Genomic DNA, 14,967 nt, shown 5'->3' with positions numbered 1-14,967 from the left:
AGGCAATGCAAACCAAGTATCGGTTGTATATGTATTTGCTGCAGGCGCGCACCTTCATCGCCCTGTTGCTGGTGGTGCTGTTCTTCAGCAGCATGGTGCCGAATTTTCTGACCGTTTCTAATCTGCTGATCATGACGCAGCACGTGGCGATTACCGGGCTGCTGGCGGTTGGCATGACGCTGGTGATCCTCACCGGCGGCATCGACTTGTCGGTCGGCGCGGTGGCGGGCTTGTGCGGGATGATTGCCGGTGCGCTATTGACCGTCGGTATCCCGCTGTGGGATGGCAATCGGCTGTTTCTCAACGTTTTTGAAGTGATCGGCGCGGTGGCGCTGTTGGGCGTGTTGTTGGGTTTGATCAACGGCACGCTGATCACGCGGCTCGGCGTTGCGCCATTCATCTGCACCCTGGGGGCGATGTACGTGGCGCGTGGGGCGGCGTTGCTGACGGCGGACGGCAAAACCTATCCCAATCTGGTGGGCATGGAGGCGTTGGGCAACACCGGTTTCGCTGCCCTGGGGTCTGGCACCTTCCTGGGAATTTACAACCCGATTTGGCTGATGTTGGCCATCGTGTTGTTGGGGATCTATCTCACCAAGAAAACGCCGCTGGGCCGTTATATCTATGCCATTGGCGGCAATGAGCCGGCGGCGTGGCTGTCGGGGGTGCCGATTGTCAAAGTGAAAATGTTCGTCTATGCGTTTTCCGGGCTGTGTGCGGCGCTGGTGGGGCTGGTCATCGCTTCTCAATTGCAGACCGCGCACCCGATGACCGGCAATATGTTCGAAATGGACGCCATCGGCGCGACGGTGCTGGGCGGTACGGCGCTCAGCGGTGGTCGCGGCAGGGTATTCGGTTCGATCATCGGCGCCTTTGTGATCGTTTTTCTGGCGGACGGCTTGGTGATGATGGGCGTCAGCGAGTTCTGGCAAATGGTGATTAAAGGGCTGGTGATCGTCACCGCCGTGGTGATTGACCAGTTCCAGCAGCGTTTGCAAAGCAAGGTCATTCTGATGCAGCGCCAGGAAAAAAAAGCGGTGCAGCCGCTGGCTGAGGTGAGCCATGGTTAAAGCGGACTGCATTGTCGCGTTGGACGAGGGCACCAGCAACGCCAAGGCCGTGGTGGTGGATGCACAGGGTACGATCGTCGCCAGGGCCAGCAGGCCACTGACGTTGCAGACGCCGCAGCCCGGTTGGGTGGAGCAACGGGGCGAGACCTTGCTGGCGGCCTCTCTGGCGGTATTGCGGGAGGCTATTGCGTTGGCCGGAGCATCCCGCATTGCCGGTATCGCCATCAGCAACCAGCGTGAAACCGCCATCGGCTGGCGTCGCGCTGACGGCCAACCGATCGGCCCGGCTCTCACCTGGCAATGCGCGCGTTCCACCGATTTCTGCGAACGACTGCGCCGCGATAGGCAGGAGGAAGCGGTGCGCCGCGCCACCGGTTTGCCGCTTTCACCGTTGTTCTCGGCGTCGAAAATGCGCTGGTTGCTCGATCACTGCGAAGAGGGACAGCGGTTGGCGGAGAACGGCGAACTGTGCCTGGGCACCATCGATGCCTGGTTGTTGTGGCAGTTGAGTGGGGGGCGGGCATTCGGCTGTGATGTCTCCAATGCCGCCCGAACTCAACTGCTGAATCTCGCTTCCGGGGAGTGGGACGAAGAGATGCTGGCGCTGTTCAATATTCCCCGTCAGGCGCTGCCGACAATCCATCCTTCCAGCCATCTGTTCGGCACGACGTTGGGATTGGAAGGCATTGCCGACGGCATTCCAATTGCTGCGATGGTAGGGGATTCCCATGCGGCGCTTTATGGCCATGCGCTGGGTCAGGCTGGGCAGGTCAAAGCCACCTATGGCACAGGATCATCGGTGATGGCGCCAATCGCCGAAGCGCAATGCGATACGAGCGCTCTGGCAACGACCATCGCCTGGCATGACGGTGGACGCATGCAGTACGCACTGGAGGGCAATATTCCCCACACCGGCGACGCTATCGCCTGGATGCTGGATGTCGCCGCCATACCGTCGGAGGGCGAAGCGCCGTTGAGTGAACTGCCTGTTCGCGTGCCCGACAGCGGTGGCGTCTATTTTGTACCGGCGCTGACCGGTGCCGGCGCACCCTGGTGGGATGAGCAAGCGCGCGGCGTGATTTGCGGGCTCAGCCGCGGCACGCGGCGAGAACATTTGGTGCGGGCCGCTTTTGAATCGGTGGCTTATCAAATCGCCGATGTGATCGGCGTACTGCGGCAACAACCGGGTTTTGCGCTGCAGGGGCTGATGGCAGACGGCGGCCCCAGCCGCAATGACTGGCTGATGCAGTTTCAGGCCGATCTGCTGGGTTGCCCGGTGTGGCGCAGCAACACGGCGGAACTGTCGGCCCTGGGGGCGGCTTTGATGGCGATGCGCAGCCTGTGGGGAGCTACCGATCGGCAACTGGCGGCACTGTTGCCTCAACATGATGAGTTTAAACCCGATATGCAGCGCCACCGGCAGCTGCAGGAAAACTACAGCGCGTGGCGGCAGGCGGTACAGCGCACCTTATGGCGGCCGCAGACGGCCTCATTGATGACAGGAGAACAATCATGAATCGTGACTTCACGGGGAAAACCGTGGTGATTACCGGCGCATGCCGCGGCATTGGGGCCGGTATCGCCGAGCGTTTCGCCAGTTTGGGTGCCAATTTGGCGATCGCGTCGAATGCAGAGCGCATTCTGACCACGGCGGAAACGCTGCGCCAGCGTTATCGGGCTGAGGTGATGCCGGTCATCCTCGACGTAACCGATGAAGCACAGGTGGTTGATTTTTATCGTCAGGTCTGGGAGCGATTTGGCGCGATCGACGTTTCCATTCAGAACGCCGGGGTGATCACTATCGATCGTTTTGACCAGATGCCCAAAAGCGATTTTGAGAAAGTGCTGGCGGTAAATACCACGGCGGTCTGGCTCTGCTGCCGGGAGGCGGCTAAATATATGGTCGGCCAGCGCAAGGGGCGCCTGATCAACACCTCTTCCGGTCAGGGGCGTAACGGGTTTATTTATACGCCGCATTACGCCGCCAGCAAAATGGGGGTGATCGGCATTACGCAGAGTTTAGCGCTTGAGCTGGCGCCACATGGCATCACGGTCAATGCATTCTGCCCCGGTATCATTGAAAGCGAGATGTGGGAATATAACGACCGCGTTTGGGGAGGAATTCTCAGCGGCCCGGAAAAAACTTACGGCAAAGGGGAGTTGATGGCCGAGTGGGTGGCGGGCATTCCGCTCAAGCGTGCCGGTCAGCCCGAGGATGTGGCGGGTCTGGTGGCCTTCCTTGCTTCGGACGATGCCGATTATATCACCGGCCAAACCATCAATGTGGATGGCGGGTTAATCATGTCATAACGTGACCATGTCACAAAAAGCGCGGCGCCAGATCGGCGCCGCATTAACCGCTTACATTTTCCCGCCATTGCAATCCGCGCCGTCGCCCCCATATCCTTATAAATTCGACGTTTTGAGAAGCTTTCTCATCAATTTGTTCGTTAAAGCCGTTTACTGCCGAATATGCCAGCAGATATGTGGTTTTATCGTGCCGCAGGGTTTCCCTGCCGCAACGGGAAATGCTAACTTAAGGGTTAGGGACGCCACGTTTTGGCATCGTTCATCCGATTCACTCGGCATCGCGGGAAAGAATGTGAAATATTTGCTGATTTTTTTGTTGGTTCTGGTGATCTTCGTGATTTCCGTCACCTTGGGTGCGCATAACGATCAGGTGGTCAATTTTAACTATCTGGTTGCGCAGGGCGATTATCGCGTATCGACCCTGTTGGCCACGCTGTTTGGCGCCGGTTTCATTCTCGGCTGGATCATTTGCGGTCTGTTCTATCTGCGTACGCGCATTGCGCTGGGCCGCGCCGAGCGCAAGATCAAAAGGCTGGAGCTGCAGCTTGAGCAGCCCGCTGAACCGGCGGCTCAGGCCGTTGTCAGCAAGGAATAACCCTCTATGTTAGAACTGCTGTTTCTGTTGCTGCCCGTGGCTGCCGCGTACGGTTGGTACATGGGGCGCAGAAGCGCTCAGCAGGATAAACAGCAAGAAGCCAACCGCCTGTCGCGTGAATACGTGGCAGGGGTGAACTTTCTGCTTTCAAACCAGCAGGATAAGGCGGTCGATCTGTTCCTCGACATGTTGAAAGAGGACAGCAACACCGTTGAGGCCCACCTGACGTTGGGCAACCTGTTCCGCTCGCGCGGCGAAGTCGACCGCGCTATCCGCATCCATCAGGCCTTGATGGAAAGCGCTTCCCTGACCTTTGAGCAGCGCCTGTTGGCGGTGCAGCAGCTGGGCCGTGACTATATGGCCGCCGGGCTTTATGACCGCGCGGAAGACATGTTCAGCCAGTTGACTGACGAAGCGGATTTTCGCGTCTCGGCGCTGCAGCAACTGCTGGTGATCCATCAGGCGACCAGCGACTGGCAGAAAGCGATCGACGTGGCGGAAAAGTTGGTCAAGCTGGGCAAAGAGAAACAACGCGTCGAGATCGCGCACTTTTATTGTGAACTGGCGCTGCAGGCGATGGGCAGCGACGATCTCGATCGGGCGATGAGCCTGCTCAAACGTGCGGACGCGGCCGATAAACAGTGCGCGCGTGTGTCCATCATGTTCGGGCGCATTTACATGGCGCAAAACGACTACGCCAAAGCGGCGGAGTCGCTGCAGCGCGTATTGAGTCAGGATAAAGAACTGGTCAGCGAAACGCTGCCGATGCTGCAGGAATGCTACCGGCACCTGCCGGAACAGCAGCACAACTGGGCTGATTTCCTGAAGCGCTGCGTGGAAGAGAACACCGGCGCAACCGCCGATCTGATGCTGGCCGAAATCATCGAGCAGCACGAAGGGCGCGACGTGGTGCAGGTCTATATCAACCGTCAGCTGCAGCGTCACCCCACTATGCGGGTGTTTTATCGGCTGATGGATTATCACCTGGCGGACGCTGAAGACGGCCGTGCGAAAGAGAGTCTGCTGTTGTTGCGCGATATGGTCGGCGAGCAAATTCGCACCAAACCGCGTTACCGCTGCCACAAATGTGGCTTCACCGCGCACTCGCTCTATTGGCATTGTCCGTCGTGTCGCGCCTGGTCATCGGTTAAACCGATCCGCGGTCTGGACGGACAATAGCGCGGCGGTGAGACAAAATAAAACGGGGCGATTGATCGCCCCGTTTTTCTATGTTCATCGCTTACTTTTTCTTGCCGCCTTTAGCGCCGGTTTTCAATAGCTGACGCAGCTTCTTCAGCTCTTTTTGGCTCAGAGGCTGTTCGATTTCTTCTTCGGTGCTTTGATTGTCGATCTCGCCGTGGCGCAGGTCGTCCGCTTTCTTGGCCGGTTTTTCTGCCTTGACGACGGGCGCGTTGAAGCTGCTTTCCAGGCGCTGGCACACTTCCACGCTCAATGAAAATTCGTTTTCAGCGGCGGCGGCGCGGATTTTCTCCTTCAGTGCCAGAGGAATTTTAATGGTAAGTGTCGATATCTCGCTCATTTTGAAAGCCTTTCTGCAGGAAGATGCCTTCAAGCTAAGCCACTGGCGATCGGGTGTCTAGTGTGTAATAAAAATTTAATATTTTTGTAACAATAAAGGGCGGGGCAAATGCGGGGTTTTTAAGCGGGAAACAGAGGCAGGGCCCGAAATCTCGGGCCCTGTACCGGAAACCTTATTTGTAGATGATCGCGGTGCCGCTCAACATGTTGTTACCGCCGGCGGAGATAATGCGGTAGCTGCTGGCGCCCTGAGCATCTGCCTTAGCGGCCAGTTTTTTCTCCAGGCTGCTGAGGGTGGTTGCGTGGCCTGCGGAAACGACGCCGGTCGCGGTCAGGCTATCGGCCTGCTGGCTGTTGATCGGCTCAGCGGCCAAAGTGGCGAAAGAGGTCAGTGCGATAGCGGCAGCGGCTGCAAAATATTTGATGGTTTTCATGGGTGACTCCAGTCTGTTTATTTAGGAAGGAAGCCATTCGCTTCCGATGTGGTGAATAATAAAGCATCTGGGCCGATTGAAAATCTGATAATGCTGAGCAAGTGGTTCAAAATATTTGATTGATAATTTACGCATCTTTACGGCGTTTTACGCTGCGTGGTTTATTGCTGACGCGCTTACGTTGACGCGCCATGACAAAGACGCAAGGTAACATGACAGAGCGCCGGTGCGCGCTGCGGCTGGGATTTCTGGCCCCTGGCATGTAGAATGCGGCGGTCAGTTTCGCGGGTGAGTCCCTGATTATCTCCATTTTACAGAAGGTAGAAGAAATGAAGTCTGAAAATAACACTAATAACAATGACTTAAAATCATCTCCAATCGTTGTGGCGTTGGATTACGCCGATAAGAACGCTGCGCTGGCGTTCGCCGACCGTATCGATCCGCAAGACTGCCGGCTGAAAGTGGGCAAGGAAATGTTCACGCTGTTTGGGCCGCAGCTGGTGCGCGATCTGCACGGGCGCGGCTTCGACGTATTTCTTGACCTGAAATTTCACGATATTCCCAATACCACGGCGCATGCGGTAGCCGCAGCGGCCGAGCTGGGCGTTTGGATGGTCAATGTGCATGCCAGCGGCGGCGCGCGCATGATGACCGCCGCTAAAGAAGCGCTGGTGTCATACGGGGCGGATGCGCCGCTGCTGATCGCCGTCACGGTGCTGACCAGCATGGAAGCGGAAGACCTTCGCGGCATCGGCATCGAGGCCAGTCCGGCAGAACACGCCGAGCGCCTGGCGCGCCTGACCCGCGACTGCGGGCTGGACGGCGTGGTATGTTCGGCACACGAAGCGCAGCGCCTGAAGGCCGCCTGCGGGCAGGCTTTCCAACTGGTGACGCCGGGGATCCGTCCTGAAGGCAGCGCGGCGGGCGATCAGCGTCGTATTATGACGCCGGTGCAGGCGCAGGCCGCCGGCGTGGACTGTATGGTGATTGGGCGTCCGATCACCCAATCTGCGGATCCGGCCGCGATGCTGCGCGCGATCCGCGCCTCTTTGGCCTGAGGAAGCGATGATGAATGACGATAACAGCCGTCTGGTGTATTCCACGGACACCGGTCGCATCAAGCAGGAAGAGGTTAAACCGCAACGCGCCAAAGGCGATGGCGTTGTGCGCATCCAGCGCCAGACCAGCGGCCGCAAGGGGAAGGGCGTGTGCCTGATTACCGGCGTCGATCTGGATGATGCCGCGCTCGACAAACTGGCGGCCGAACTGAAAAAGAAATGCGGCTGCGGCGGCTCGGTGAAAGAGGGAGTCATCGAGATCCAGGGCGATAAACGCGATCTGCTCAAACAGCTGCTGGAAGCCAAAGGCATGAAGGTCAAACTGGCGGGCGGTTGAGGCGAATCGCCATGCCGCAGTGCAATGCTGCGGCATGGCTAGAGGTTGTTGCTGCCGGGGGTTAGCCCGTTAACGGCGAAAGAACCATAGACTTAAAGTAAAACAGACCTGAAATCATCGTTATTGGTTAATACGTCAAAGCGCCGAGGCGCTTTTGCCCGCCCGTCGGCGGAGGAGCATCGGGCAGGTTATTTGCCAACCTGGTGACCGATGATGCCGCCCACCGCAGCCCCACCCAGCGTGCCCAAAGCGCTGCCGTTGGTCAGCACTGCGCCGCCGACTGCACCGGCGCCGGCGCCGATAGCGGTGTTGCGATCGCGTTTGGACATGTTGGAACAGGCGCTCAGTGAAAACGCCAGAGTCAGAGCCAGAGCGGCGGTGGCGAAACGTTTATTGATAATCATCATAATGACTTCTCCTTAGCATTGGCTATATGGAAGTGCCCTATAAGTATAGGCGTTAACCATAAATCAGGCCTGCTGTTGATTCCCATGCGGTATCGATATAAAAAATGGCATTTTTGTTAACGGCCGAATAATTAGCGAGTTACGGCCCAAAAGTTACCGAAGCTGAGTATAGGTTTCTCGGGAAGGATAAACAGGTAAATAGTCTTAAAATCCCGCTGCGCAAGGGAAACGGCGGGCGGCGTGGCCCGCGCGGCGCGTTATTCGTTGACCAGCTCCACCTGTACGCCCTGACGTTTCAGCTGATGCTGATACTCCAGCGCCAAACGTGAATCGGTGATCACCCGGCTGATTTGCCCCGGCTGCGCCAGCGGGTTAGGCTGGATCTGGCCGAATTTGCTGGAATCCGTCAGCACGATATTCTCCACGCCCTTGGCCAGCACCGCGCTGACCACATCGGCGCGCATCATGTCGCGGCCGGTAAAGCCGGTTTCGGCCTGAAAGCCGTCAATGCCGATAAACGCTTTGTTGAAATGCACCTGCTGAATGCACAGCCGTGTGAGCGGGCCGACCACGGTCTCGCTTTTCTTCTGGTACATGCCGCCCAACACAATCACGTCGCAGTCGGTTTCTTTGAGCAGGTTGGCGATGTAGTGGCTGACGGTGATCAGCGTAATGCGTTTGCGTTCGGCGATGTAGCGCGCCAGCAGGGCATTGGCGCTGCCGCTTTCGATAAAGATCGTCTCGCCGTCGTTGACCTGCGCCGCGGCGTACTGTGCCAATCGTTGTTTGAGGGTGAAATTGGACATCATGCGAGCGTCGACGTCGTCGCTCTCCAACGCCACGGCGGAACCGTGTACCCGTTTCAGATAACTGCGTTTTTCCAGCAGGTTGAGATCCTGCCGGATGGTGACTTCCGAGACGCCCGAGGCGCGCGCCAGCTCATTGACGCTGATCCGCCGGCGATCGTTAACCAACTGCAATATGGTCTGTTGTCGTAAATTCATATCGGCCTGATGATGCGGCCGCCAAGGCGCGGCCACTAAGAGTCAAAGGTTTAAAGAGTATGTTCTGTGCGCGCAATAATATCATCCTGCGCCTCAGGGGATAATGCGGTAAAGAAGGCGGAATAGCCAGCTACGCGAACCACTAAATCACGATATTGGTCAGGGTGTTGCTTCGCCGCCAGCAGCGTTTCGCGCGACACGATGTTGTACTGCACATGCCAGCCGCGATAGCTCTCGAAGAAGGTGCGCAACATCAGCATCAGCTTTTCCCGATCGCGCGGGTTGTCCAGCGTCGCTGGATTCAGCTTTTGATTGAGCAACACGCCGCCGAGGATCGCCTCGGTCGGCAACTTGGCGAGCGAATTGAACACCGCCGTTGGCCCCAGGTGGTCCGTACCAGACGCCGGACTGGCGCCTTCCGCCAGAGGCTGGTGCGCCTTGCGCCCATCCGGCGTGGCCAGGGTGGCGGCGCCGAAGGGCACGTTGGCCGAAATCGACGAGGTGCCAGCGTAGTAGCCGCCGCCGATCGGTCCGCGGCCGAAGCGGGTGTTGCGGTACTGCTTCAGTTCCTCGATGTAGGTTTGATAGGCTCGCACCAGCAGCCGATCGACGTCGTCCACGTCGTTGCCGTATTTGGGCGCGGCGTTGAGTAGCCGCTGGCGCAGCTGTTCGCCATCCAGCCCGGCGAAGTCTTCGGCCAGCGCCGTCGCCAGCTGCTGCTGGCCGATCGCCCCTTGGTCGAACACCAGTTTGCGCACCGCCGCCAGGCTGTTGCCCAGGTTGGCGATGCCGACCTGCAGGCCGGAAACCCAATCGTATTTGGCGCCGCCTTGTTTGATGCTTTTGCCGCGTTCAATGCAGTCATCCACCAGCGCTGAGCAGAGGATATCGTGGGCGTTCTCCTCCAGCACGCTGTCTACCACGCACTCGATCTCGATCGACTTGCGCGTGTAGTAGCGGATTTGCCGATCCCAGGCGGTTAAGACTTGCTCGAAATCGGCGAAGTTTCCTTTGGACAGCGCCTGTTCCTGCGGCAGGAAAATCTGCCCGGACGTGGCGTCGCGGCCTTGTTCCAGCGCCGCCAGCAGCACGCGGGCGAAGTTGATGAAGCTCATGCCGGTGCAGCGATAGCCCCATTTGCCGCCGACGGCGGTCTCGATACAGCCGATGGCGGCGTAGTCGTAAGCGTCCTGCGGTTCGACCCCCAGCTTGATGAACTCGGGAATGACGATTTCGTCGTTGTTGAATGCCGGCATGCCGAAGCCGCAGCGGATCACCTGTACGCAGGCGTCGAGGAAACCGGCGCTCATCCCGGCGTGGTAACGCACGCTGAGGTTGGGCTGGGTGGAACGCAGGCGGCCGCAGGATTCGAGAATGGCGTAGGACAGCGGATTGACCGCGTCACACGGCCGGCCGTCGATCAGTTTTTGCCCGCCGATGGTAACGTTCTGGTACAGCGGGCTGCCGGCGGAGGCCTTGGAGTGCGAGCCGGAGCGGATCTTGTTGACCTCCAGCAGCTTCAGCCAGCAGCTGTGCAGCAGCTCGATGGCGTCTTCCCGCGCCAGGTTTTGCTCCAGCTCCACGTCGCGCCGATACCAGGGATAGAGATACTGATCGAGGCGGCCAAAGGAAACCGAATGGCCGTTGGATTCGATCTGCAACGTCAGCTGGATGAAATAGCACAGCTGCAGCGCCTGCCAGAAGGTTTGCGGCGGGCGATGGGCGATCCGGTCGCAGTTGTCTGCGATAGCCAGCAGCTCGGCGCGCCGCCAGTCGCGGGCTTCGTTTTGCGCCATGTCGCGCGCCAGGCGAGCGAAGCGCAAGATGTGTTCGCTCAGCGCCGTCAGCACAATATCGATAGCGTTGAGAAACTGCGCCTTGTGCAGATCTTCCCACTCGGTCAGACGCAGGCGGCTGCGGCGCGCGTTCACCTTTTCACGCAGGCCATCGAGGCCTAACTCCAGCAGCAGCGGGAAGTTGACCGCCAGATGGGCGTCCCCGGAGGTCATATTGCCCTCGGCCTTGATGATGCCGGTGGCCAGCAGCGCCTTTTGTTCGTCGGTAAACATGCCGTAGCAGCGATCCTGCACCGTTTGGCCGCGCCACCAGGGGCACAGACGATGCAAAATTGCCTTGTTCTCGTCGCTGACCGAAAAACCGGCGCCCGGCCGGTCGGCCAACTGGTCTATTTCGTTTTCTATCCAGCCGACGGTGTATTCGGGGAAGATCGGCGCGGCGCGCAGCTCGCTGGCCTGGTTGCCGACGATCAGCTCGTCGTTGGCGATCCAGATGCTGCGTTTCGCCAGATGGTTGGCCAACGCCAGGGCGCGGCGCACCGGCAGCGGCTTGTCCTGATGCTGCTGATAGGCCTCGGTATAGTGCTGCGCGCGTTCGGTGCACACCGGCGGTTTGACGATGTGAATCAGCGCATTCTTATGCGCCTGGATACGGGCGCTCAGGGTAGTCAAATCCAACGTGGTCATGGTGTTATCCTCGCAAAATGGCGGTCAGGCCCTTGGCGCCGGCATAGTCTTCGGCGAAGGCCAGCAGGTCGGGTGCGTCCAGTGGCGTGCGGGCGGCACGGTAGGATTCGCCGAGCAGGTGGTACTTGTTGATGCCAAGCGTGTGGTACGGCAGAAAGTGGATCTCCGACACGCCGATCTCGTCGGCGGCGAAGTCGACGATGGCACGGACAGAGCGGCGATCTGCGTTGAAATCGGGGATCAGCGGCACGCGTACGGTCATTTGCGCGCCGTGCGCCGCCAGCCGACGAAAATTGCTCATCACCCGGCGGGCGGAACCGCCGGTCCAGGCTCTGAAGCGCGCTTCGTCGGTGTGTTTGAGATCGGCCAGCAGCAGATCCAGCCACGGCAGCGAAGGGGCGATATAACGCCATGGGACGTGCAGGCAGGATTCGACGGCGGTGTGGATGCCGGCCTCGCAGCCGCGCCGCAGCAGGTCCGCCGCGATGTCCGGCTGCATAAAGGGTTCGCCGCCGGACAGCGTTAAACCGCCGCCGCTGCGCAGGTAGAAAGGCTTATCCCGCATCACCTCGGCCATGATATCGTCGGGGTTGATCGGGCTGCCGCACAGGCTGAGCGCGCCGGTCGGGCAGGCGGCGGCCAGGGCGGCATAATCGTCTGCGCTAATCAGCTCGCGTTGCAGCGTCAGCGGCCCGTCGGTGCGTTGCAGCCCTTGCGGACAACGCTCGGCGCACAGCGTGCAGCCGCTCAGGCACAGGCGTTCGTCAAACAGCAGGTCTGCGTGGCGCGAGCGGCTTTCCGGGTTCTGACACCACCGGCAGCTCAGCGGGCAGCCTTTTAAAAAGACCACGCTGCGGATGCCCGGGCCGTCATGGGTCGAGTAGCGCTGCACATTGAAGATCATGAGTCACCCGTTTGGCGTTGCTGTATCTTTCGCCATTAAAGATGTTTCGAATGAAAGTTGAGTTGATTTTGATCAAAAGTTAGCGCGGTTTTTGCCCTATGATGATCAGAGTTTGAATCCGCCCACAGAACATGACACAGGAGTCCGTGATGGAGCTTTATCTCGATACCGCCGATGTGACCGCGGTAAAACGCCTGGCGCGCATTCTGCCGCTGCACGGCGTCACCACCAACCCGAGCATCGTGGCGAAGGAAGGCAAGCCGATCTGGGAAGTGCTGCCCGCGCTGCGCGACGCCCTCGGCGGCACCGGCAAGCTGTTTGCACAGGTGATGGCGACCGATGCGGAACGTATGGTGGCGGAGGCGGCGCTGCTCAGCCAGCGGGTACCGGGGCTGGTGGTGAAAATCCCGGCGACCGCCGAAGGGCTGGCGGCGATCAAGAAGCTTAAAACGATGTCCATTCCGACGTTGGGCACCGCGGTGTACGGCGCTGCACAGGGGCTGTTGGCGGCCTTGGCCGGGGCGGAATATGTGGCGCCTTACGTCAACCGGGTGGACGCGCAGGGCGGCGACGGCATCGAAATGGTGCACGAGCTGCAGCAGCTGTTGAGCCTGCATGCGCCGTCGGCGCAGGTGCTGGCCGCCAGTTTCAAAACGCCGCGCCAGGCGCTGGAGTGCCTGTTGGCGGGCTGCCAGGCCATCACGCTGCCGGTGGACGTCGCGGAGCAGTTCCTGAATGCGCCGGCAGTGCAGGCCGCGGTCGAGAAATTCGAACAGGATTGGCAAGGGGCGTTCGGCAGCAATTTGTTGAGCTGATAACGGCCTGATGTGTTAATTTTCTTCCCGATCGACAATTAATTTTAAAGGATGACGCATCATGGCGTCATCCTTCCGCAGTTTCGCCATTCTTCTCATGCCGCCGTCTCCCTTATGGTTTTGTGAACCGCAGTGCCATAAAGCTGTTGATTTTTCTCCCTCGAAGCTCATAATTCGCTCAAGAGTAAGTTTATTTACATTAATTTACGTAACTTATGATTTTGGTTAGATAAATAACTATAAGTAACAGTGAGGAGCCAAGGATGCGCTCAGATAATGCTCGTGCTTTACTCTATTCTATCCGCTGTGGGTTGTCGGGATTATTGATAGGCGTTGTACCCCTGTTTTCCGCTTCGGCGGCTACCAGCGATGGTATGGCGTCCATTGATGCCCGCGAGCAGCAGCGCCAGCAGGCGCGCGAGCGCGCCCTGCAACAGCAAAATGCCCCGCAGGCCGATGCGCGTCTTTCCCGCCCCGAGGCCGTGTTGCCGGATTATCCGGTCAATGAGTCCCCCTGCTTCACCATCAATCGGCTAACGTTGGTCGGGGAAGCGGCCGGCCGCTTTCAGTGGGCGCTGGACGCCGCAGCAGATGCCAGAGGCCGCTGTCTGGGTAGCCAGGGCATAGTGCTTGCCATCAATAAAGTACAGAACGCCATCCTGGCCAAAGGCTATGTCACCACGCGGGTGATGGCGCAGGAGCAGGACCTGACCAGCGGCGTGTTGACGCTCACGCTACAACCGGGGCGTATTGGTGACATTCGCTTTGAGGAGCCGGTCTCCTGGCGGGGACGGCTGTGGAACGCTATTCCGGCCTCGCGCGGCGATATCCTCAACCTGCGTGATATCGAACAGGGGCTGGAGAACTTCAGACGAGTGCCCAGCGCCAATGCCGACATAAAAATCGTGCCTGGCGCCCAGGAGGCTACCAGTGACCTGCAGGTCAACTGGCACGAGGGGCGGCCGGTGCGGCTCAGTCTGGGGCTGGACGACAGCGGCTCCAAAAGTACCGGGCGCTATCTCGGTTCGGCAACCCTTGCACTCGATGCGCCGTTTGCGCAAAACGACCTTTTCTACGCCAACATCGGCAAGGATGTGTTTCAGCACGGGCCGTTCGGCAACCGTTCACATACGCTGAATTACTTCTTCCCGGTGGGGTATTGGGCCTTCTCAGCCAACTACAACGACTACACCTACCATCAGAACATCCCCAACGCCAACGAGGTGCTGCGCTATAGCGGCAAGAGCGACAACATTCAGTTGACCGTCTCCCGATTGCTCTACCGCGACCAGTCACACAAGACCACGCTCAACCTGCGCGGCTACCGCAAACATTCCACTAACGCCGTGGACGACGTTGATATTGCGTCGCAAAAACGTCGGACCGCCGGCTGGGAGCTGGGGCTGAATCAGCGCAGCTATTTCGGTACCACTACGCTGGACGCCAATATCAACTGGCGCCGCGGCACCGGCGCATTCAATGCCCTGCCTGCGCCGGAAGAATCGCGTCACGAAGGCAGTGCGCGTACCGGCATTTTGCTCGGAGACCTGGGCATCAATCAGCCATTTTCCTGGGGTGGGCAGCCCTGGCGGTTTTATACCAGCGTACGGGGCCAGTGGAGTCCGAATGCGCTGACGCCGCAGGAGCGGATGGCCATTGGCGGGCGTTACACGGTGCGTGGCTTTGACGGCGAACAGATGCTGTCTGGCGAAAAGGGCCTGCTGTGGCGCAATGAAATCGCCTGGAATGTGTTTTCTCGCGGGCACGAACTGTACCTGGCTGCCGACTACGGCCGGGTTGACGGCCCGGGCACCCGCTACCTGGTGGGTCATCAGTTGGCGGGCAGTGCGCTTGGTGTGCGCGGCGCGCTGTGGGGGCGATTCAGCTATGACCTGTTTGCTGGCGTGCCGCTGTACAAGCCAGCAGGGTTCCATACCTCCGGTGCGACCGCGGGTTTTAGCGTAAATCTGGAAATTTGAACATCGCGATACCGGCAGCGTTGCTGCGCTGA

16 protein-coding genes are annotated in these 14,967 nt (G+C 59.3%); 9 read left to right on the top strand and 7 right to left on the bottom strand.

The window, feature by feature from the left end; translation table 11 throughout:
• The first annotated feature begins 5 nt into the window (after positions 1–5).
• The 5 genes from ACP3TA_RS19105 (at position 6) to lapB (ending at position 5,154) form a co-directional block, all read left to right on the top strand.
• A complete protein-coding gene (locus ACP3TA_RS19105) occupies positions 6–1,070 on the top strand; it encodes an ABC transporter permease (RefSeq protein WP_206196464.1) in 1,065 nt (354 codons plus the stop codon).
• A complete protein-coding gene (locus ACP3TA_RS19100) occupies positions 1,063–2,586 on the top strand; it encodes an FGGY family carbohydrate kinase (RefSeq protein ID WP_123061733.1) in 1,524 nt (507 codons plus the stop codon). The genes ACP3TA_RS19105 and ACP3TA_RS19100 overlap by 8 nt, the downstream gene beginning before the upstream one ends.
• Positions 2,583–3,380 carry an SDR family oxidoreductase gene (locus tag ACP3TA_RS19095; protein WP_201884449.1) on the top strand — a complete coding sequence of 266 codons (798 nt, stop codon included), beginning with the start codon at positions 2,583–2,585 and terminating at the stop codon, positions 3,378–3,380. Before ACP3TA_RS19100 ends, ACP3TA_RS19095 begins: the two co-directional genes overlap by 4 nt.
• 292 nt (positions 3,381–3,672) lie before the next feature.
• On the top strand, positions 3,673–3,975 hold the full coding sequence (locus tag ACP3TA_RS19090) for a LapA family protein (RefSeq protein ID WP_033643257.1): 303 nt from the start codon (positions 3,673–3,675) through the stop codon (positions 3,973–3,975).
• A 6-nt stretch (positions 3,976–3,981) separates the two neighbouring features.
• Complete coding sequence (gene lapB / locus ACP3TA_RS19085; protein ID WP_019452693.1) at positions 3,982–5,154, top strand: lipopolysaccharide assembly protein LapB; 1,173 nt, start codon at positions 3,982–3,984, stop codon at positions 5,152–5,154.
• Positions 5,155–5,215: 61 nt separating this feature from the next.
• Here the strand turns inward: lapB and ACP3TA_RS19080 are convergent, their stop codons facing one another.
• Both ACP3TA_RS19080 and bhsA read right to left on the bottom strand, forming a co-directional pair.
• Entirely contained in the window at positions 5,216–5,515 is a 300-nt protein-coding gene (locus ACP3TA_RS19080; protein WP_426784646.1) for a hypothetical protein, read from the bottom strand.
• Between the two features lie 172 nt (positions 5,516–5,687).
• On the bottom strand, positions 5,688–5,948 hold the full coding sequence (bhsA, locus tag ACP3TA_RS19075; protein ID WP_033643254.1) for a multiple stress resistance protein BhsA: 261 nt from the start codon (positions 5,946–5,948) through the stop codon (positions 5,688–5,690).
• A gap of 329 nt (positions 5,949–6,277) precedes the next feature.
• Between bhsA and pyrF the strand changes: the two genes are divergently transcribed.
• Positions 6,278–7,006, top strand: coding sequence for an orotidine-5'-phosphate decarboxylase (gene pyrF / locus ACP3TA_RS19070; protein WP_206196465.1), 729 nt, complete (start codon positions 6,278–6,280; stop codon positions 7,004–7,006).
• A gap of 10 nt (positions 7,007–7,016) precedes the next feature.
• On the top strand, positions 7,017–7,343 hold the full coding sequence (yciH, locus tag ACP3TA_RS19065; RefSeq protein ID WP_004930637.1) for a stress response translation initiation inhibitor YciH: 327 nt from the start codon (positions 7,017–7,019) through the stop codon (positions 7,341–7,343).
• A gap of 188 nt (positions 7,344–7,531) precedes the next feature.
• Here the strand turns inward: yciH and osmB are convergent, their stop codons facing one another.
• From osmB to ACP3TA_RS19045, 4 genes are all read right to left on the bottom strand, one after another.
• Entirely contained in the window at positions 7,532–7,750 is a 219-nt protein-coding gene (gene osmB, locus ACP3TA_RS19060; protein WP_004930634.1) for an osmotically-inducible lipoprotein OsmB, read from the bottom strand.
• Positions 7,751–8,007: 257 nt separating this feature from the next.
• Positions 8,008–8,754, bottom strand: coding sequence for a DNA-binding transcriptional regulator YciT (locus ACP3TA_RS19055; protein WP_004930631.1), 747 nt, complete (start codon positions 8,752–8,754; stop codon positions 8,008–8,010).
• A 50-nt stretch (positions 8,755–8,804) separates the two neighbouring features.
• Positions 8,805–11,237, bottom strand: coding sequence for a formate C-acetyltransferase/glycerol dehydratase family glycyl radical enzyme (locus ACP3TA_RS19050; protein WP_046687151.1), 2,433 nt, complete (start codon positions 11,235–11,237; stop codon positions 8,805–8,807).
• Between the two features lie 4 nt (positions 11,238–11,241).
• Entirely contained in the window at positions 11,242–12,141 is a 900-nt protein-coding gene (locus ACP3TA_RS19045; RefSeq protein WP_426784402.1) for a glycyl-radical enzyme activating protein, read from the bottom strand.
• A gap of 149 nt (positions 12,142–12,290) precedes the next feature.
• Here ACP3TA_RS19045 and fsa point away from each other — a divergent pair, with 149 nt between their 5' ends.
• Complete coding sequence (fsa, locus tag ACP3TA_RS19040) at positions 12,291–12,956, top strand: fructose-6-phosphate aldolase (protein ID WP_047026015.1); 666 nt, start codon at positions 12,291–12,293, stop codon at positions 12,954–12,956.
• Positions 12,957–12,971: 15 nt separating this feature from the next.
• Here the strand turns inward: fsa and ACP3TA_RS19035 are convergent, their stop codons facing one another.
• Positions 12,972–13,127: a hypothetical protein gene (locus ACP3TA_RS19035; RefSeq protein WP_172448688.1), complete on the bottom strand. Its 156-nt coding sequence runs from the start codon at positions 13,125–13,127 to the stop codon at positions 12,972–12,974.
• A gap of 203 nt (positions 13,128–13,330) precedes the next feature.
• Between ACP3TA_RS19035 and ACP3TA_RS19030 the strand changes: the two genes are divergently transcribed.
• A complete protein-coding gene (locus tag ACP3TA_RS19030) occupies positions 13,331–14,935 on the top strand; it encodes a ShlB/FhaC/HecB family hemolysin secretion/activation protein (protein ID WP_226772910.1) in 1,605 nt (534 codons plus the stop codon).
• Positions 14,936–14,967 lie beyond the last annotated feature (32 nt).

Origin of the sequence: Serratia sp. 2C06 (assembly GCF_050037615.1) — a bacterium.
GTDB classification, from domain to species: domain Bacteria; phylum Pseudomonadota; class Gammaproteobacteria; order Enterobacterales; family Enterobacteriaceae; genus Serratia; species Serratia ureilytica.
The sequence above is the reverse complement of the archived record's forward strand: the minus strand, read 5'-3'. Positions and strand labels throughout refer to the sequence as shown.